We start from the raw sequence: 19751 nt of genomic DNA, 5'->3' as shown, positions 1-19751 counted from the left end.
CCCTACTCTTCCTCGTCCTCGGTCTTGAAGCTGTAAGGTTCGGCCGGCGGCAGGCAGTCGACCAGGATCTGGGCCGTCAGGCCGGGCTCGGCGACGACGGAAGGCTGCTCGCCGAACACGGCCTCCCACAGCTCCGCCAGTTCCTGGTACGCGACATCGGGCACGCTACGCTCTCCTCACGAGAGACAAATGCCTTTGCGGTCAATGCGTTGCTGGTTAACGGCGCGCGCGGTTCAGCGCGCGCCGTCCGCCCCCTGCCCGCGCCGGGCCGCGTCCAAACCCGGGTTCGGTTGCGCCCCAGCACAAGCCAGACCACCAGCGTAGGCGCGGCCGAAGGCGGGTGGAAATCGAGCGAAACCCTCGGAATCCGCCCGGTCGCGGCCCAGACGAGCCTAGGGCGCCACCGCCATTTCGAACGGCGTCGCCGGTAATCCGGTGACTCCGTAGAGGTTGAGGATCGGGCTGTCGGCCCAGGCGAAGCGGACCTTGGCCGGCGAGAAACCAGCCGGGACCGCCAATCGAACCCCCTCGCCCGTCAGGGCGGCCTCGGCGAAACGGCAGCCGCCCGCCGCGTCGCACAGCTCGAAGCCGACGGGCCGGACGTCGGCCTGCACCACCGCCGGCTGGTCCAGCCGCACCACCACCGCGCCGCCGGAGAGCGTCGCCGACAGCGGGGCCGGCCCGGCGGCGACCAGGGTCGTTTCGCCATAGGCCAGCTTGCGGGCCTGCAGGGCCAGGCGGTGGCCCACCTGCTGCTTGTTGGCCGGATGGATGTCGTAGATGTCGCCGATGTCGACGGCCGAGGCCAAACCGACCTTGGGATCGGCCGCCGCCGTCCGGCGCTGGGCGTCGCGCACGCCCGCCCAGCCGGACTCGACGGGCGCGGTGTGGCGCGGTCCGAAGTCGGCCAGCTGCACCACCAGGAACGGAAGGTCCGGCCCGCCGCCCTCCGCCTTGAACGCCGAGCGCCAGTCGGCGACCAGGGCCGTGAGCAGGCGCTGGTAGGTCTGGGGCTCGGCGACATTGGCCTCGCCCTGGTACCAGGCGAAGCCCCTGACGCCGTAGGGGACCAGCGGGGCGATCATGCCGTTGCGCAGGGTCGACAGGCCGCTGGTCCCCACCCACGGGGCGGTGGGCGGCAGGCCCGACTGCGCGATGGTGGCCGAGACCTTGTAGCGCCAGGTCGCGCCCAGCGGGGCGAACGACCCGTCGTCGAACTTCAGCCCCTTCTGGGCGGCCGGGCCCCAGGCCCCGCCGCCGCCGCTGGTGTCGATGGCCCGCACGGCGATCAGGTTCGGCCCGGCCTTCAGCACGCCCGGCGCGATCCTGTAGTTCCGCGGCCTGTCCCAGCCCTGCGACGAGCCGATCTCGCGGCCGTTGACGAAGGTGGTGTCCAGGTCGTCGATCGGCCCCAGCGACAGGGTCGCGCCCTGCCTGGCCTGCTTGGCGGTCAGGGTGATCGTGGCCCTCAGCCAGATCGTGCCGTCGAAGGTCTCGAGCCCGGGATTGGTCTCCCAGAACTGTTCGGCCGGCATGGTCTTCCAGTCGCGGTCGTCGAAGTCCGGGCGATTCCAGGTCGCGGCCTGGGGCTCGGCCTTGGCGGCCCAGCGGCCCAGCATGGCGCTCCAGTTGGCCATGCCCAGGTCCGGCGACTTGGCGTAGTCGGCCAGCACGGCCAGGCCCTCGTCATAGCCGCCCAGGGCGTGCAGGCCCTCGCGGCTGATCCAGTCCTGGATCACCGACCCGCCCCAGGTGGCGTCGATCAGGCCCACCGGAACTCCGGTGGTCTTCTTGATCTCGCGGCCCATGAAGAAGCAGGCGGCGCTGAAGTTGTTGGCCGACTCCGGGGTCGCCGGACGCCAGGCCGCCTCCTTGGGCAGGGCCGTCGTCGGCTCGGGCAGGCTGGTGCGGCCGGTCTGCAGCAGGCGGATGTTCGGGTCCGCCGAATTGGCCGCCTCGGCCTCGCCGGCCAGCGACCGGCGCAGCGGGTATTCCATGTTCGACTGGCCCGAGCACAGCCAGACGTCGCCGACCAGCAGGTCCGAGATCGTCTGGCGCTCGCCGCTCGTCTGGGCCGTCAGGGTCAGGGCCGCGCCCGGCTCGCGGGCCGGGAAGGTCGTCGACCAGCGGCCCTGGGCGTCGGCCGTCGCGGTGGCCTTGGCCTCGTCCAACGACAGCTCGACCGCCTCGCCCGGCCGGGCCGCGCCCCACACCCGGATCGGCTGGCCGCGCTGGAGCACGGCGTGGTCGGTGAAGACCGGGGCCAGCAGCGGGGCGGCCTGGGCAAGGGCCGGGCCCAGCGCGGTCAGAGCCGTTGCGGCCATGAGGCCAAGGAACTTCGAGCGCATGAGCCTACTCCCAAAATCCGCTCATCCCGGCGCATGCCGGGACCCAGAGGGAATGGCTTTGAGGCTGACGCCAAAGGCGCTGAGCCCTTCCAATCATCCACACCGCCATAGGATCTGGGTCCCGGCGTTCGCCGGGATGAGCGGAATAATAATTAGTCCTGAGCCTTCGCCGGGCAGGTCGCGCCCGCCGGTTCGGTGGTCAGCTTGACGGTCTGCAGCGACACCGTGAGCGAACCCGGGGTCGACAGAGCGAACGGCGTGGTGACCTTGGTCACGTCGGTCCCGGCCGCCTGGAAGCACTTGAGCGGCACCTTCAGGCTCTTCCACTCGCCCGTCGGCGCGGCGTTCAGCACCGGCGTCAGGTCCAGCTTGCCCCAGCCGTTGGCCAGGGTGACCGGACCGGTCGGCTTGGCGTCAAGCCGATACTCGACCAGCAGGTTCATCTCGGCGTTGGTCTGGAACGACAGGTCGAAGGCCTCGTCGGCGGCCAGGGCGACCGTGGCCGGCTTGTCGCCCGAGAAGATCAGCTGGCGGCCGGCCTCCTGCACGTTGCCGGCGTCGACCGGGCGGATCTGCACCGCCGTGGTCGGCGTGGGCTTGAACTCGAAAGGCGCGGGCGTCTTGCCGGCCACGAAGTAGTCGCTGACGTTCTCGGTGGCGACCGTGAAGCCCGGCTTCTCCGACAGGGTCCCGACCCGGACCTTGGAGGCGTAGGTCAGGCCGTAGCCGTAAGCGAACTGCGGGTCGTAGCCCTTGTCGCCGCGGTTGAGGGTGAACTGGCCGGCCGTCTTGGGCCAGCTGAACGACAGCTTGCCGTGGAAGTCGGTGCGCGGCTTGCCGGCCTTGTCGCCGATCAGCACGTCGGCGATCCCGCCGCCTTCCGAGCCCGGCAGCCAGGCGGCCACGAAGGCGTCCGAGGCGTTGATCTCGGGGTTCACCCACAGCGGCCGGCCCGACAGGAACACGGCCACCACCGGCACGCCGGCGGCCTTCAGCTTCTTGAGCAGGGCCAGGTCGGTCTTCTTGCCGGGCTGGAATTCCAGCGTCTTGATGTCGCCCACGCCCTCGGCGTAGGGCGTCTCGCCGAACACCACGATGGCCACGTCCGGCTTCTTGTCGAAGCTGCCGTCGACGCTCAGCGTCGCCGTGCCGCCCGAGGCCTCGACCGTCTCCTTCAGCCCCGAATAGATCGACTGGGCGTTGGGGAAGTCGGCCTTGGTGTTGCCCGTGCCCTGCCACGACAGGGTCCAGCCGCCGGCCTGCTGGCCGATGTCGTCGGCGCCCGAACCGGCCACCAGGATGTTGGCGCTGGCCTTCACCGGCAGCACGCCGTTGTTCTTCAGCAGCACCAGCGACTCGCGCACCGCCTGGCGGGCGATGGCCTTGTGCTCGGGCGAGGCCATGACGGACTCCCGGCCCTCCAGCGGACGCGCCTGCTGGAACAGGCCCATCTTGGCCTTCACGCGCAGGATGCGGCGCACGGCGTCGTCGATGCGGGCCATCGGGATCTGGCCCGACTTCGCCTGGGCCAGGGTGTTGGCGTAGAGCTCCTTCCAGCTGTCGGGCGCCATGTACATGTCGAGGCCGGCGTTGGCGGCCTGCGGACAGTTGCGGGGCGTGCAGCCGGCCACCTGGCCGTGGCCGTTCCAGTCGCCGACGATGAAGCCGTCGAAGCCCATCTTGCCCTTCAGCACGTCGGTCAGCAGGCTCTTGTTGCCGTGCATCTTCTCGCCGTTCCAGCTGGAGAACGAGGCCATGACGGTCAGGGTCCCGGCGTTGATCGCCGGCACGTAGCCCTGGGCGTGGAGACGGATCAGGTCGGCTTCCGAGACCTGGGTGTCGCCCTGGTCCTTGCCATTGTGGGTGCCGCCGTCGCCGAGGAAGTGCTTGGCGCTGGCCGCCACGTGGCCCTGCTGGATGACGCCGCCCTGGCTGACGGCGCCCTGCAGGCCCAGGATCATCTGGCCGGCGTAGCTGCGGACGATCTCTGGGTCTTCCGAATAGCCCTCGTAGGCCCGGCCCCAGCGGTCGTCGCGCGGCACGGTCAGGGTCGGGCCGAACGCCCAGTCGAAGCCGCTGGCGGCGGTTTCCTGGGCCGTGGCCGCGCCGATCTTGCGGATCAGCTCGGGATCGCGCGTGGCGCCCAGCGCGCTGTTGTGCGGAAAGAGCGTGGCGCCGACGGCGTTGCCGTGGCCGTGCACGGAGTCGATGCCGAACATCAGCGGGATGTGCGTGCCGCCCTGGCGCTGGTCGGCGGCGGCGCGGAAGGCCTCGACCGACTTGACCCACGGGCCGATCGGCGAGCGGTCGGGCGCGCCCAGCGGCGGCGAGCTGCCGCCGGCCAGGATCGAGCCCAGGGGATAGGTCTTCAGGTCTTCCGGCTTCACCGAGCCGATGTCGCCCTGGATCATCTGGCCGACCTTCTCCTCGAGGGTCAGCTTGGCCAGCAGGGCGTCGACGAAGGCCTCGGTCTGGGGATCCACCAGGCCCTGGCTCTTGGCCGCGGGCCACAGGGCGGGGTGGGCGGTGCTCTTGGAGTCGGCGGCGGAGGCCGCGCCGGTCATGACGGTGGTCGTCAGGAGGGTGGTCGCCAGCAACGCGGCGCAGAAGGCCTTGGTGTTCATAACTCCCCACATTTTATCGTTCGGTTCCGACAACGTTGTCAGTCGCACGCCGACGATGTCGGGGCAATCCGTACGCCTTGCTGGTACCGGTATCTAAAAGCTCGACGGCGATCCATACACGGTCTAATTTGTGTGACAAATAGAAACGCCCATTAAGCGGCCCATAAGCAACCAGCGGGGAAACGACCACATGCGGACTCATGCAGCGGGCCTGATGGCCGGTGCGGCCATGGCGATCGTCGCCGCCTCTCCCGCCTTCGCCGCCGAACAGCGGCTGACCTCGCCCGACGGCGCGTTGCAGGTCACGGTTTCCGACAGCGACGGCCAGGCCCGCTACGCCGTGGCCTACAAGGGCCAGCCCCTGCTGGCGCCCTCGCCGCTGGGCCTGGTGCTCAGCGCCGGCGGCTCGCTGAGCCACGGGCTGAAGATCGCCGGCGCCGCGCCTTCGAGCGGCGACGCGACCTACGATCTCGTGGCCGGCAAGACCCGGACGGTCCGCGACCGCTACAACCAGCTCGACGTCGACTTCCAGGAGCCCGAGGGCGGCAAGCGCCGGCTGCGGGTGGTCGTGCGGGCCTATGACGGCGGCGTAGCGTTCCGCTACGTGCTGCCCCGCCAGCCCGGCCTGGACGCTGTGAACATCCGCAACGAGGAGACCCGCTTCGACTTCCCGGCCGACTACCGCTGCTGGGGCCTGAACCTGGGCAAGTTCGGCACCAGCCACGAGGGTGAGTTCGATCCGGTCCAGGCCTCGAAGCTGCGCGAGCACAATCTCTACGACGCGCCCCTGGTCTGCGAGGGCGCCAACGCCGCCTTCGCCATCGCCGAGGCCGACCTGAAGGACTATGCCGGCCTCTACCTGACCGGACGCGGCGACGGCGGGCTGGGCGTGCAGGCCAAGCTGTCGCCCCGCCTCGATGATCCGACCGTGGCCGTGCGCACGCGCATCGGCGCCGACGTGGTCTCGCCCTGGCGCGTCGTGATGGTGGCCCCCAAGGCCGGCCAGCTGATCGAAAGCAACCTGGTCACCACCTTGAGCGCGCCGTCGAAGGTGGCCGACACCTCCTGGATCAAGCCGGGCAAGGCGGCCTGGGACTGGTGGAACGGCCCGTCGATCAGCGGCGTGGCCAAGCCCGGCATGAACGCCGAGACCATCAAGCGCTACATCGATTTCGCGGCCGCCAACGGCCTGGACTACATGCTGATCGACGAGGGCTGGCACGCGGGCGCCGGCGGCGGCGGGGCGGTCCAGCCGGGCGTCGATGTCACCCGCCCGATCCCCGAACTCGATCTGCCCGGCCTGATCGCCTACGCCAAGGAGCGCAAGGTCGGCCTGTGGCTGTGGCTGAACTGGAAGGCCCTGGACGCCCAGATGGACGAGGCTGTCCCGCTGTACGAGCAGTGGGGGATCAAGGGGATCAAGGTCGACTTCATGGACCGCGACGACCAGGCCATGGTCGACTACTACCACCGCCTGCTGACCAAGGCCGGCCAGCACCATCTGATGGTCGACCTGCACGGCGCCGAGCATCCGACGGGCCTGATCCGCACCTATCCGCACTACCTGACCCAGGAAGGCGTCATGGGCGCTGAGTACAACAAGTGGAGCCGGCGGGTGACCGCCGCCCACAACGTCACCCTGCCCTACACCCGCATGCTGCTGGGGCCGATGGACTACACGCCCGGCGGTTTCCGCAACGTGGCGCCGGCCACGTTCGATCCGCGCAACACCCTGCCCTTCGTCCAGACCACGCGCGGCCAGGCCCTGGCCATGTACGTGGTCTATGACAGCCCGTTCGGGATCGTCGCCGACAGCCCCGACACCTACAAGGACAGCCCCGCGGGCCTGGACTTCGTCGCCGCCGCCCCCACCACCTGGGACGAGACGCGGTTCGTGACGGGCGAGATCGGCCAGTCGGTCGTGCTGGCCCGCCGCAAGGGCGCGGACTGGTGGATCGGGGCGATGACCAACGACGCCGGCCGGACCGTGAAGATCCCGCTGGGCTTCCTCGGCGCGGGCGCCTTCACCGCCGACATCCGCCAGGACGGGGCGGCGCCGACCGACCTCGTCGCCTCGACGCGGACGGTGAAGGCCGGCGACGTCCTGACCCTGAAGCTGGCGCCCAGCGGCGGCGCGGCCGTCCGTCTGACGCCGGCCCGCTAGTGCCTCGCCTTCAACGCATCCTGGCCCTGGCGGTCGCGGCGGGCGTCGTGGCGTTCGCCGGGACCGCGCCCGCCGCCGCGCCCAAGGTCCAGCCCTACGGCTGGAACACCGTCGAGGTGTTGGGCGGCGGCTTCGTCAGCGGGGTGGTCTATCACCCGACCGAGAAGGGGCTGGTCTATGCCCGCACCGACATCGGCGGGGCCTATCGCCTGGACCGGACGACCGGCCGCTGGGTCGCCCTGAACGACGCCCTGCCCCGCGCCGACGGCCAGCTGGCCGGAGCCCTGAGCCTGGCGGTCGATCCGCGCGATCCGGACCGGCTCTACATGGCGGCCGGCGAGTACACCCGTCCCGGCGCGCGCGGCGGGGCCGTGCTGCGCTCCACCGACCGCGGCGCCACCTGGGCCAAGACCGAGCTGCCGGTCGGCATCGGCGGTAACGAGGACGGCCGCAACACCGGCGAGCGGCTGATGGTCGATCCGGCCCAGGGCGCGGTGCTGTTCCTGGGGACCAAGGAGGGCCTCTACCGCAGCGCCGACCACGGGGCGACCTGGTCGCGGGTCGAGGCCTTCCCGCGCCTGCACGTCACCCTCGTCGCCTTCGATCCGGTGATGAAGACCAAGACCGGCGAGACGGCGATCCTCTATGCGGGCGTCGCGGGAGAGCGCGGCGGCGGCCTGCTGGTCAGCACCGACGGCGGCGCGACGTGGGGCCTAGTGACCGGCCAGCCCAAGGGCCTGGTCCCGCACCACCTGGCCATCGACGCCAAGGGCGTGGTCCACGTCGCCTACGGCAACGGCCTGGGCCCCAACGACGTCACGGATGGCGCGGTCTGGAAGCTGGACCCCGACACCGGCGCCTGGACCGACATCACCCCGGTCAAGCCGCAGGGGACGGACGTCTTCGGCTATGGCGGGCTCAGCCTCGACCCCGCCCATCCGGGGACGATCGTGGTCTCCACCCTGGATCGCTGGGCGGCGGGCGACGACGTCTTCCGCAGCACCGACGGCGGCAGGAGCTGGAAGGCCCTGCGCGAGGAATCCGAGCACGACACCGGCGGCGCGCCCTGGGTGCGCAGCCTGGAGTCCAAGGCCGGCCGGGCCATGGGTCACTGGATCGGCGACATCGACATCGACCCGACCAATCCCGACGAGGCGATCTATGTCACCGGCTACGGCCTGTGGCGGACCACGAACCTGACCGAGGCCGACCGCTCGGGAGCCACCCATTGGCGGTTCGACGACGAGGGGCTGGAGGAGACGGTGGCCCTAGAACTGGTCAGCCCGCCCGGCGAGCCCCTGATCAGCACGATCGGCGACATCGGCGGCTTCCGCCACGACGACCTCGATCACGCCGCGGCCAGCCGCTATTTCGACCCGCACGGCGGCACCAATCGCGGGCTGGACTACGCGGCCCTGAAGCCCCAGGTCCTGCTGCGGACCAGCGATCCGACGCCCACCGCCGGCTTCCGCTCGACCGACGGCGGCAAGACCTGGACGCCCTTCGCCGCCTCTCCGCCCCGCGACGCCCACATCCACACCGGCCGCATCGCCCTGTCGGCCGACGGCGCGCGGATGGTCTGGGCCATGCGCAACGCCGCCCCCTACGTCTCCAGCGACGACGGCAGGACCTGGCGGCCGGTGCAGGGCGTCACGAAGGGCGAGCGCCCCGACTTCACCCCGGCCTCGGACCGCGTGAACCCGCTGCGCTTCTACGTCTACGACGCCGCGTTGGGCGCGGTCCTGGCCAGCGCCGACGGCGGCGAGACCTTCAAGGTCACGGCCCGGGGCCTGGCCGGCGGCGGCCCGCTGAAGGCCGTGCCCGGGATCGAGGGCGAGGTCTGGCTGCCCACGTCCCAGGGCCTGATGCGCTCGACCGACGGCGGCGCCGGCTTCAAGGCAGTGGCGGGCGTCGACGACGCCGGCCTGGTCGGCTTCGGCAAGGCCGCCCCGGGCCAGACCCATCCGGCGGTGTTCGTCTGGGGCAAGGTCGGCGGCGTCGAGGGCGTGTTCCGCTCGGACGACGTCGGCAAGACCTGGGTCAAGCTGCACGACCAGCGCTGGGGCTTCGCCGAACTGCGCGCCCTGACCGGCGATCCGAACCGCTACGGCCGCGTCTATCTGGGCGTCCACGGCCGGGGCATCCTCTACGGCGATCCGTCGCCCGCCAAGAACTAGGGACAGGCATGAGCCTCAATCGCCGCGACCTTCTGAACCTCGGCGCCGGCCTGGCCGCCGCCTCGGCCCAATCCACTCTGGGGGGGCCTGCTTTCGCCGCTTCGAAGCGGGGCTTCCAGCCCAGCTGGGAGTCCCTGGCCGACGGCTACAAGACCCCCGACTGGTTCCGCGACGCCAAGCTGGGAATCTGGTCGCACTGGGGTCCGCAGTGCGTGCCCGAGTTCGGCGACTGGTACGGCCGCCAGATGTACCAGCAGGGCAACCCGTTCTACGACCACCACGTCAAGACCTACGGCCACCCGAGCCAGTTCGGCTTCATGGAGTTCATCCCGCGCTGGAAGGCCGACCGCTGGGACCCGGAAGGCCTGATGCGCAAGTACAAGGCCGCCGGCGCCAAGTACTTCATGTCGATGGCCAACCACCACGACAACCTCGACATGTTCGACAGCCGCCACCATGCCTGGAACACCCTGCGCGTAGGCCCGGGGCGCGACATCGTCGGGACGTGGGAGAAGGTCGCCCGCCAGCACGGCCTGCGCTTCGGCGTCTCCAACCACTCGGCCCACGCCTGGCACTGGTGGCAAACCGCCTACGGCTACGACGCCGAAGGCCCGCTGAAGGGCCGGCGCTACGACGCCTTCCGCCTGACCAAGGCCGACGGCAAGGGCAAGTGGTGGCAGGGCCTGGACCCGCAGGACCTCTATACCGGCCGCAACATGGTGATCCCCGACGGGATCGACAGCATCGCCGCCGCCAACGCCTGGCACGACAAGCACGACGGCGAGTGGCTGGAGACCCCGCCGCCGAACAATCCCGCCTTCACGGCGAACTGGCTGGCGCGCCAGAACGACCTGGTCGACCGCTACCGGCCCGACATGGTCTATTTCGACAATTACGGCCTGCCGCTGGGCCAGGCGGGGCTCTCGGCCACGGCCCACTACTACAACCGGGCCCGCGCCTGGCGCGGCGCGTCGGGAGTGGTCGTCACCGGCAAGAAGCTCAGCCCCCTGCAGCGCCGGGGCATCGTCGAGGATGTCGAGCGCGGCTTCTCCGACCGCCTGCGACCCGAGCCCTGGCAGACCGACACCTGCATCGGCAACTGGCACTACGACCGCGCCCTCTACGACCGGGACGGCTACAAGAGCGCCCAGGACGTGATCCAGCGGCTGATCGACGTGGTCAGCAAAAACGGCTGCCTGATGCTCTCCATCCCCCAGCGCGGCGACGGCACGATCGACGACAAGGAGGAAAGGGTGCTGGAGGGCATGGCCGGCTGGATCGCCGTCAACGGTCCGGCCATCTACGGCTCGCGCCCCTGGCGGATCTTCGGCGAGGGCCCGACCAAGCTGGTCGAGGGCATGCAGAACGAAGGCGCGGCCAAGCCGTTCGAGGCGGCCGACATCCGGTTCGTCACCAAGGGCGGGGATTTGTATGCGCTGCCGATGGCCTGGCCGTCGGGCGAGCTAGTGATCGAGAGCCTGGCGACGAGCGGGCCGACGAGTGGGGGCGAGGTGCGGCGGGTGGAGCTGGTGGGTTCGCCCGCGCCGCTGGCGTTCAAGCGGGACGGCAAGGGGCTGCGGGTTGAGATACCGAGCGCGCGGCCGGCTTTCACGCCGGTTTTGAAAATCTCCGGACCTGGGTTGGTCTGAACACTTGCCCCCTACGGACCGCTGCGCGGTCGTCTTCCCCCGGAGGGGGAAGAGCCTCGCGCCTTAGGCTCCGCCCCCTACGGGGGCGGACAGACCGCGTAGCGGTCAGGTGGGGGCAAGCGGGTGAGCCGCTGCGCATTGACGCCCCTTACGGCAGTTCCCCAGACTGCCGAAAAAAGGAAGCGCCCCCATGACCTCCCTCGCCGGCCGCACCGTCCTGATCACCGGCGCCTCCTCGGGCATCGGCGCCGCCCTGGCCCGGGCCGCCGCCAAGGCCGGGGCCGAGGTGGCCGCCGCCGCCCGCCGGGCCGACAAGCTGGAAGCCCTGGTCGCCGAGATCGCCGCCGCCGGCGGGACGGCCCGGGCCTTCGCCATGGACGTCGAGGACGAGGCCTCGGTGATCGCCGCCTACGACGCCGTCGAGGCCGCCTTCGGCGCGCCGGACTCGGTGATCGCCAACGCCGGGATCAACATGGAGGGCCTGGCCCTCGATATCGCCATCGAGGACTTCGACAAGGTGATGGCGGTCAACACCCGAGGCGTCTTCCTGACCGCCCGCGAAGGCGCCCGGCGGATGATCAAGGCCGGCAGCCCGGCCAGCGAGCGCGGCCGCATCGTGCTGGTGGCCTCGATCGGCGCCCACAAGGTGCTGCCGGGTCTCACCGCCTATGTCGCCTCGAAGGCCGCCACGGCCCACATGGGCAAGAGCCTGGCCCGCGAGTGGGCGCGCAAGGGGATCAACGTCAACGTCCTGTGCCCCGGCTATATCCGGACCGAGATCAACGACGACTGGTTCGACAGCGAAGGCGGCCAAAAGCTGGTGGCGGGCTTCCCGAGGAAGCGGCTGATGGAGACGAGCGACCTGGAGGCCATGGCGCTGTATCTCTCGAGCGATGCGGCCAGAGCCGTGACCGGCTCGGTGTTCACGGTGGACGACGGGCAGTCCCTCTAAACTCCGCTCATCCCGGCGAATGCCGGGACCCAGATCCCATGGCTGAGCGGATGACTGAAAGGGCTCGGCGTTCTTGGCGTCAGCCTCAGAGCTATTCCATCTGGGTCCCGGCATTCGCCGGGATGAGCGGAATTCAGGTCCGCGCCGGCCCGAACCGCGCCACCAGGTCGTACGCCTCGCCCGGGAACAGCTGGCGCACCCAGGTCACCGGCTCGCCGGCCCGCCAGGTGCGGCGCTCGACCGCCAGCAGGGCCGCGCCTTCGTCCAGCGCCAGCAGGCGGGCGACGTCGGCCTCGGCGCCGACGGCGCTGATCCGGTTCTCGGCCTCGGTCCACGGCACGTGGTGCAGCAGCCAGGCCCCGGGCGCCTCCTCGGCGAAATCCTGCTCGGCGGCCTCGGGCACGGCGACCAGGCTGATCAGCCGGTCCTCCAGGGCGAAGGGTCGATCGCCCGCCACATGCAGGCCGCGCAGCACCAGCAGTTCGCCGCCCGCGGCCAGGGCGACCTCCTCGACATCGCCCGCCTTGGGTTTGCGCCGCTTCCGCTCCAGCAGGTCGAAGCGATAGGTCTCGCCCCGCGCCACGATCTCGGCCTGGATGTCGGGGATGTCGAGCACGGTGGAGTGCACGCGCGGCCGGGCCACGAACGAGCCGGCGCGGCGGCGGCGGACGATCAGCCCCTCCTTGGCCAGGGTCGACATGGCCTTGTTGACCGTCATCCGCGAGCAGCCGAACTGGCTCATCAACTCGATCTCGGAGGGGATCTTGCGGCCCGGCGCCCAGGCGCCCGAGCGGATCAGGTCCTCGATCTCGCCCCGGATGCGCCGATACAGCGTCCCCCCTTCCACGCCCGGATCACTCAAGCCAGCACGCTCCTCAACGCCGTCGCGTAGCGCGCCAGGATCGCCTCGCGCGCATGGTGGCGGCCGCCGCTGACGACCTGGCGGCCGCCGCGCCAGACGCCGTCGATGGCCCCGTGTCGCCCGGCGAACACCCAGCTGTCCAGCAGGGCGTCGCCGTCGCGGCCGATCATCGCCGGATGGGCGCGGTCCAGGGTCACGAAGTCGGCGGAACGCCCGCGCCGCAGGCCGCCGGCCACGCCCAGGGCCTGGGCGCCGCCGTTCACCGCCGCGCGGAACAGGTCGCCGCCCGTCGAGCTCCTGGGCGCCTTGGCCAGCACGTTGCGGGCCCGCCGCGTCAGGCGCTGGGCGTATTCCAGGGTGCGCAGCTCCTCGGCCGCGTCGATCAGCACGTTGCTGTCCGAGCCGATCCCGAACGCCCCGCCGGCCGCCAGATAGTCGTGGGCCGGGAAGACGCCGTCGCCCAGATTGGCCTCGGTGATCGGGCACAGGCCGGCCACCGCGCCGCTCTTGGCTAGGCGCTCGGTCTCCATGGCGTTCAGGTGGGTGGCGTGGACCAGGCACCAGCGCTTGTCGACGGGCGCGTTGTTCATCAGCCAGCGTACCGGCCGCGCGCCGGTGGCGGCCAGGCAGTCGTCGACCTCCTGGGTCTGCTCGGCGATGTGGATGTGGATCGGATTGGCGCCGGCCAGGGGGATGATCGCGGCCAGCTCTTCGCCGGTCACCGCCCGCAGGCTGTGCGGCGCGATGCCGACCACCGCGTCGGGCAGGCCGGCCACCGCCGCGCGGCTGGCCTCGATCAGCCGGCCGTAGCCGTCGACGTCGTGGATGAACCGCCGCTGGCCCTCGCCCGGCGCGACGCCGCCGAAGCCGGCATGGGCGTAGAACACCGGCAGCAGGGTCAGGCCGATCCCCGTCTCGTCCGCCGCCGCCGCGATCCGCCCCGCCATCTCGGCGGGGTCGGCGTAGGCGCCGCCGTCCTTGTCGTGGTGCAGGTAGTGGAACTCGCCCACGCGGGTCGAGCCGGTCTCCAGCATCTCCAGATAGGCCAGGGCGGCGATGGCCTGGAGCTCGTCGGGACCCAGCCGGTCGACGAAGCGGTACATCAGCTCGCGCCAGGTCCAGAAGCTGTCGCCGGTGGGTCCCCGCGTCTCGGTCAGGCCGGCCATGGCGCGCTGGAAGGCGTGGCTGTGCAGGTTGGGCAGGCCGGGCAGGCACGGGCCGTGGGCCGTCTCGCCGGACTGGCGGGCCACGTCGGTGTCGACCCGGCTGATCATGCCTTCGCTGATCGTGAACCGCACGTCCCTGGCCCAGCCGTCGGCCAGCAGGGCCTGCTCGAACCACAGGGTCTGGGGACCGGCGGGCGCGTCGACCGGGGAAGCCCGCTCGGGCTCGGGCTCGCGCGGCGGCGCGGCCGCGGCCTCTTCAGGCGGCGTGTAGATCGGAGCGTCGTCGTCCTGGTCGGCTTCCGGCGGAAACGCGTCGTCGGTCACTGGACAATCCTCGTGTCGAGCGAATATGTCTATACATATTGAAGCCGACGGCAAGAGACCGGACCGGCGTTCGGGAGACCCCAGGCCATGCGCTGCGATCGGGTGTGGAGCAAGGCCCGCCTGGCCACTTTCGCCGCCGATCGTTCCGGAATCGGCGCGATCGAGGACGGCGTCGTGGCCGCGCGGGGCGGCCGTATCGTCTATGCCGGCCCCGCCGCCGACGCCCCCGCCTTCGAGGCGCGCGAGACGATCGACTGCGCCGACCGCTGGATCACCCCGGGCCTGATCGACCCCCACACCCACCTGGTGTTCGGCGGCGACCGCGCCCACGAGTTCGAACTGCGGCTGGCCGGGGCGTCGTACGAGGAGATCGCCCGGGCCGGCGGCGGCATCGTCTCGACCATGAAGGCCACCCGCGCCGCCTCGCGCGCCGACCTCGTGGCCGCCGCCCTGCCTCGACTGGACGCCCTGATCGCCGAGGGCCTGACCACCGTCGAGATCAAGTCCGGCTACGGCCTGTCGCTGGACGACGAGCTGAAGAGCCTGCGCGCCGCCCGCGCCCTGGCCGACGTCCGCGACGTGTCGGTGACCACCACCTTCCTGGGCGCCCACGCCTTGCCCCCCGAATTCGCCGGCGATCCCGACGGCTATGTCGACCTGGTCTGCCGCGAGATGATCCCCGCCGTCGCCGCCGAGGGCCTGGCCGATGCGGTAGACGCGTTCTGCGAGGGCATCGGCTTCACGCCCGCCCAGACCCGCCGGGTGTTCGAGGCGGCCCACGCCCACGGCCTGCCGGTCAAGCTGCACGCCGAGCAGCTGTCGAACCTGAACGGCGCGGCCCTGGCCGCCGAGTTCGGGGCGCTGTCGGCCGATCACCTGGAGCATCTGGACGCCGCCGGGATCGCCGCCATGGCCAAGGCCGGGACCGTCGCCGTCCTGCTGCCCGGCGCCTTCTACTTCGTGCGCGAGACCAGGCTTCCGCCCATCGAGGCCCTGCGCGCCGCCGGCGTGCCGATGGCCCTGGCCACCGACTGCAACCCCGGCACCTCGCCCCTGACCAGCCTGCTGCTGACGATGAACATGGCCGCCACCCTGTTCCGGATGACCGTCGACGAGTGCCTGGCCGGCGTCACGCGCGAGGCCGCGCGGGCGATCGGCCGCCTCGAAAGCGTCGGCACGCTGGAGGTCGGCAAGGCCTGCGACCTGGCCGTCTGGGACATCGAGCGTCCCGCCGAACTTGTCTACCGCATGGGGTTCAATCCGCTCCATGCGCGCGTCTGGAAGGGTGAAATCGCGTGACCGAAGTCGTTCTCAACCCCGGTGAAGTCAGCCTCGCCGACTGGAAGGCCGTCTACCGCGGCGCGCCCGCGCGGCTACATCCCAGCGCCGCTCCGGTGATCGCCGAGAGCGCGGCGGCGGTCGAGCGCATCCTGGCCAAGGGCGCGCCGGTCTACGGGATCAACACCGGCTTCGGGAAGCTGGCCAGCGTGCGCATCGGCGACGCCGATCTGGAGACGCTCCAGCGCAACATCGTCCTGTCCCACGCCGCCGGCACGGGCGCGCCGTCGCCGGTCCCGGTGATCCGGCTGATGATGGCCCTGAAGCTGGCCAGCCTGGCGCAAGGCGCCTCGGGCGTGCGGCCGGCGACGACCGACCTGCTGGAAGCGATGCTCGTGAAGGGCCTGACGCCGGTCGTGCCGTGCCAGGGCTCGGTCGGCGCCTCGGGCGACCTGGCGCCGCTGTCGCACATGGCCGCGACCATGATCGGGGTCGGCGAGATTTTCGTCGGAGGCCAGCGGTTGCCGGCGGTCCAGGCCCTGATGGAAGCCGGCCTCAAACCCCTGACCCTGGGTCCCAAGGAGGGCCTGGCCCTGCTGAACGGCACCCAGTTCTCGACCGCCAACGCCCTGGCCGCCCTGTTCGACGCCGAGCGGCTGTTCCAGTCGGCCCTGGTCACCGGCGCCCTGGCCACCGAGGCGGCCAAGGGTTCGGACACGCCCTTCGATCCGCGCATCCACGTCCTGCGCCGCCAGCCCGGCCAGATCGAGACCGCCGCCGCCCTGCGCGCCCTGATGGCGGACTCGGCGATCCGCGACTCCCACCGCCAGGGCGACGCCCGGGTGCAGGACCCCTACTGCCTGCGCTGCCAGCCCCAGGTGATGGGCGCGGCCCTGGACGTGCTGCGCCAGGCCGCCGTCACGCTGGCCACCGAGGCCAACGGCGTCTCCGACAACCCGCTGATCTTCCCCGACACGGACGAGACCCTGTCGGGCGGCAATTTCCATGCCGAGCCGGTGGCCTTCGCGGCCGACATGATCGCCCTGGCGGTCTGCGAGATCGGCTCGATCGCCGAGCGCCGGATCGCCATGCTGGTTGACCCCGCCTGCTCGGGCCTGCCGGCCTTCCTGACGCCCAAGCCCGGCCTGAACTCCGGCTTCATGATCCCGCAGGTCACCGCCGCCGCCCTGGTGTCGGAGAACAAGCAGAAGGCCTATCCGGCCAGCGTCGACTCCATCCCGACCTCGGCCAACCAGGAGGACCACGTCTCGATGGCCGCCCACGGCGCGCGGCGCCTGCTGGCCATGGTCGAGGCGGCCGAGGCGGTGATCGGCATCGAGCTGCTGGCGGCCGTCCAGGGCTGCGACTTCCACGCGCCCCTGACGTCGAGCCCGGCCCTGGAAGCCGCGCGCGGCGTGCTGCGCGCCCAGGTCCCGCACCTGTCGGACGACCGCCACTTCCATCCGGACATGGAGGCCGCCAACGCGCTGGTCCGGTCAGGGGCGGTGATCGCGGCGGCTTCGGCGATCGACTTGCCGGGGGTGGAGGGATGAGCTCTGCCCCAAACCGTTGTCATCCCGGAAGCCCCGCAGGGGCTGTCCGGGACCCAGGGGACTGGGCGAATGCGGTGCGGTTTACCTGGGTCCCGGCTCTACGCTTCGCTTCGGCCGGGATGACAACCTCATGAGTGCGTTGAGCCCGACCGACTGGCTCCACCTCACCCGGGGCGAGGCCCCGCTGGTCGTCAGCATCCCGCACGCCGGGACCATCATCCCGTCCGACGTCGAGGCCCGCCTGGTCTCGCCGTGGCTGGCCCGCAAGGACGCCGACTGGTGGCTGGGCGAACTCTACGCCTTCGCCGACGGCCTGGACGCCACGGTGGTGCGCACCGGCGTCTCGCGCACGGTGATCGACGTCAACCGCGACCCGTCGGGCGTGTCGCTGTATCCCGGCCAGGCGACCACCAGCCTCTGCCCGGTCGACACTTTCGACGGCGAACCCCTGTACCAGTCCGGCCAGGAGCCCGACGCGGCCGAGATCGCCCGGCGGCGCATGACCTTCTTCGATCCCTATCACGACGCGCTGGAGGCCGAGCTGGACCGTCTGCTCGCGCGCCACGGCAAGGTGGTGCTGTACGACGCCCACTCGATCCGCTCGCGCGCGCCCCGGCTGTTCGACGGCGAGCTGCCGCAGTTCAACATCGGCACGAACAGCGGCGCGGCCTGCGATCCCGGCCTGGCCGCCCGGGTCGAGGCCGCCTGCGACGCCACCGGCCTGCCCCGCGTCACCGACGGCCGCTTCAAGGGCGGCTGGATCACCCGCCGCTACGGCCGGCCGGACCAAGGCGTCCACGCCGTCCAGATGGAACTGGCCTGCCGCGGCTACATCGACGAGCCGGCGGCGCTGACCGCCGAGACTTGGCCCACGCCCTACGCCGCCGCCCGCGCCGCCCCGCTGCGCGCCGCCCTCTCCGACGTGCTGAAGGCCTGCCTCGCCTTCGCCCAAGCCTGAGTCCCTGCATGACCCGTCTCGACAACACCCGCGTCATCCGCCCCGCCACCGGGACCGAGCTCACCGCCAAGTCCTGGCTGACCGAAGCCCCGCTGCGGATGCTGATGAACAACCTGCATCCCGACGTCGCCGAGCGGCCCGAGGAGCTGGTGGTTTACGGCGGCATCGGCCGCGCCGCCCGCGACTGGGAGAGCTACGACAAGATCGTCGAGACCCTGCGCCGGCTGGAGGACGACCAGACCCTGCTGGTCCAGTCGGGCAAGCCGGTGGGCGTGTTCCGCACCCACCCCGACGCGCCCCGCGTGCTGATCGCCAACTCCAACCTGGTGCCACGCTGGGCCAACTGGGAGCACTTCAACGAGCTCGATAGGAAGGGCCTGGCCATGTACGGTCAGATGACCGCCGGCTCGTGGATCTATATCGGCGCCCAGGGCATCGTGCAGGGCACCTACGAGACCTTCGTCGAGATGGGCCGCCAGCACTACGCCGGCGACCTGTCGGGCAAGTGGCTGCTGACCGCCGGCCTGGGCGGCATGGGCGGGGCCCAGCCCCTGGCGGCGGTGATGGCCGGGGCCTCGTGCCTGGCCATCGAGTGCCAGCCCTCGCGGATCGAGATGCGCCTGCGCACCGGCTATCTGGACCGCTCGACCGACAGCGTCGACCAGGCCCTGGCCTGGATCGAAGAGTCCCGCGCCGCCAAGACCCCGATCTCGGTGGGCCTGCTGGGCAACGCCGCCGAGTTGCTGCCGGCGCTGTTCGAGCGTGGCGTCCGCCCCGACCTGCTGACCGACCAGACCAGCGCCCACGACCCGATCAACGGCTACCTGCCGGCGGGCTGGACGCTGGAGCAGTGGGCGACCGCCAAGGAGCGCGACCCGGCTTCGGTCAACAAGGCCGCCCGCGCCTCGATGGCCGTGCACGTCAAGGCCATGCTCGACTTCCAGGCCGCCGGCGTGCCCACGGTCGACTATGGCAACAACATCCGCCAGATGGCGCTGGAGGAAGGCGTCGAGAACGCCTTCGACTTCCCCGGCTTCGTGCCGGCCTATATCCGCCCGCTGTTCTGCCGGGGGATCGGGCCGTTCCGCTGGGCGGCGCTGTCGGGCGATCCGGAGGACATCCGCAAGACCGACGCCAAGGTCAAGGAACTGATCCCCGACAATCCTCACCTGCACCACTGGCTGGACATGGCCGCCGAGAAGATCAAGTTCCAGGGCCTGCCGGCCCGCATCTGCTGGGTGGGCCTGGGCGATCGCCACCGGCTGGGCCTGGCCTTCAACGAGATGGTCGCCTCGGGCGAGTTGAAGGCTCCCTTGGTGATCGGCCGCGACCACCTGGACAGCGGCTCGGTCGCCTCGCCCAACCGCGAGACCGAGGGGATGATGGACGGGTCGGACGCGGTGTCGGACTGGCCGCTGCTGAACGCCCTGCTCAACACAGCCTCGGGCGCCACCTGGGTGTCGCTGCACCACGGCGGCGGGGTGGGCATGGGCTTCTCGCAGCACGCCGGCATGGTCATCGTCTGCGACGGCACCGAGGCGGCGGCCAAGCGGATCGAGCGCGTGCTGTGGAACGACCCGGCCAGCGGCGTCATGCGCCACGCCGACGCGGGCTACGAGATCGCCAGGGACTGTGCGCGGGAGCACGGGCTGGACCTGCCGGGGATTTTGTAAGCCATACTCCCCCTTCCTCCGCT

General features: G+C 71.2%; 13 protein-coding genes. 8 read left to right on the top strand and 5 right to left on the bottom strand.

Annotation, left to right across the window (positions count from 1 at the left end):
• Positions 1-2: 2 nt before the first annotated feature.
• The 3 genes from WAE60_RS04310 to WAE60_RS04300 all read right to left on the bottom strand — a co-directional run bounded on the left by WAE60_RS04310 (position 3) and on the right by WAE60_RS04300 (position 4984).
• Positions 3-164, bottom strand: coding sequence for a hypothetical protein (locus tag WAE60_RS04310; protein WP_156035788.1), 162 nt, complete (start codon positions 162-164; stop codon positions 3-5).
• A gap of 228 nt (positions 165-392) precedes the next feature.
• Entirely contained in the window at positions 393-2324 is a 1932-nt protein-coding gene (locus WAE60_RS04305; protein ID WP_337685165.1) for a sialate O-acetylesterase, read from the bottom strand.
• Positions 2325-2500: 176 nt separating this feature from the next.
• Positions 2501-4984: an exo 1,3/1,4-beta-D-glucan glucohydrolase gene (locus tag WAE60_RS04300; RefSeq protein WP_337685164.1), complete on the bottom strand. Its 2484-nt coding sequence runs from the start codon at positions 4982-4984 to the stop codon at positions 2501-2503.
• Positions 4985-5162: 178 nt separating this feature from the next.
• On the opposite strand from WAE60_RS04300, the gene WAE60_RS04295 reads away from it, so the two are divergent.
• The 4 genes from WAE60_RS04295 to WAE60_RS04280 all read left to right on the top strand — a co-directional run bounded on the left by WAE60_RS04295 (position 5163) and on the right by WAE60_RS04280 (position 11914).
• The gene (locus tag WAE60_RS04295) at positions 5163-7136 is read left to right on the top strand and encodes a glycoside hydrolase family 97 protein (protein WP_337685163.1); all 1974 of its coding nucleotides are present in this window, start codon (positions 5163-5165) and stop codon (positions 7134-7136) included.
• Positions 7136-9313 carry an exo-alpha-sialidase gene (locus tag WAE60_RS04290; RefSeq protein WP_337685162.1) on the top strand — a complete coding sequence of 726 codons (2178 nt, stop codon included), beginning with the start codon at positions 7136-7138 and terminating at the stop codon, positions 9311-9313. Before WAE60_RS04295 ends, WAE60_RS04290 begins: the two co-directional genes overlap by 1 nt.
• Before the next feature lie 8 nt (positions 9314-9321).
• Positions 9322-10962: an alpha-L-fucosidase gene (locus tag WAE60_RS04285; protein WP_337685161.1), complete on the top strand. Its 1641-nt coding sequence runs from the start codon at positions 9322-9324 to the stop codon at positions 10960-10962.
• Positions 10963-11152: 190 nt separating this feature from the next.
• Entirely contained in the window at positions 11153-11914 is a 762-nt protein-coding gene (locus WAE60_RS04280) for an SDR family oxidoreductase (RefSeq protein ID WP_029913549.1), read from the top strand.
• Between the two features lie 133 nt (positions 11915-12047).
• On the opposite strand, the gene hutC is transcribed toward WAE60_RS04280, so the two are convergent.
• Positions 12048-12776, bottom strand: a complete 729-nt coding sequence (hutC, locus tag WAE60_RS04275; RefSeq protein WP_231499477.1) for a histidine utilization repressor — start codon at positions 12774-12776, stop codon at positions 12048-12050.
• On the bottom strand, positions 12773-14119 hold the full coding sequence (locus WAE60_RS04270; protein WP_337685181.1) for a formimidoylglutamate deiminase: 1347 nt from the start codon (positions 14117-14119) through the stop codon (positions 12773-12775). The genes hutC and WAE60_RS04270 overlap by 4 nt, the downstream gene beginning before the upstream one ends.
• Positions 14120-14353: 234 nt before the next feature.
• Here WAE60_RS04270 and hutI point away from each other — a divergent pair, with 234 nt between their 5' ends.
• The 4 genes from hutI to hutU all read left to right on the top strand — a co-directional run bounded on the left by hutI (position 14354) and on the right by hutU (position 19728).
• Positions 14354-15565, top strand: a complete 1212-nt coding sequence (hutI, locus tag WAE60_RS04265; RefSeq protein WP_337685160.1) for an imidazolonepropionase — start codon at positions 14354-14356, stop codon at positions 15563-15565.
• Positions 15562-17097 (top strand): histidine ammonia-lyase, encoded by a 1536-nt coding sequence (gene hutH / locus WAE60_RS04260; protein ID WP_337685159.1) that lies wholly within the window; start codon positions 15562-15564, stop codon positions 17095-17097. The genes hutI and hutH overlap by 4 nt, the downstream gene beginning before the upstream one ends.
• A gap of 130 nt (positions 17098-17227) precedes the next feature.
• Positions 17228-18055 carry an N-formylglutamate deformylase gene (hutG, locus tag WAE60_RS04255; RefSeq protein WP_337685158.1) on the top strand — a complete coding sequence of 276 codons (828 nt, stop codon included), beginning with the start codon at positions 17228-17230 and terminating at the stop codon, positions 18053-18055.
• Between the two features lie 8 nt (positions 18056-18063).
• On the top strand, positions 18064-19728 hold the full coding sequence (hutU, locus tag WAE60_RS04250) for a urocanate hydratase (protein ID WP_337685157.1): 1665 nt from the start codon (positions 18064-18066) through the stop codon (positions 19726-19728).
• The last annotated feature ends 23 nt before the right edge of the window (positions 19729-19751 follow it).

The organism is Caulobacter sp. CCG-8, from assembly GCF_037402475.1.
Taxonomy (GTDB): Bacteria; Pseudomonadota; Alphaproteobacteria; order Caulobacterales; family Caulobacteraceae; genus Caulobacter.
This window is presented reverse-complemented; position numbering and strand designations above follow the sequence as displayed.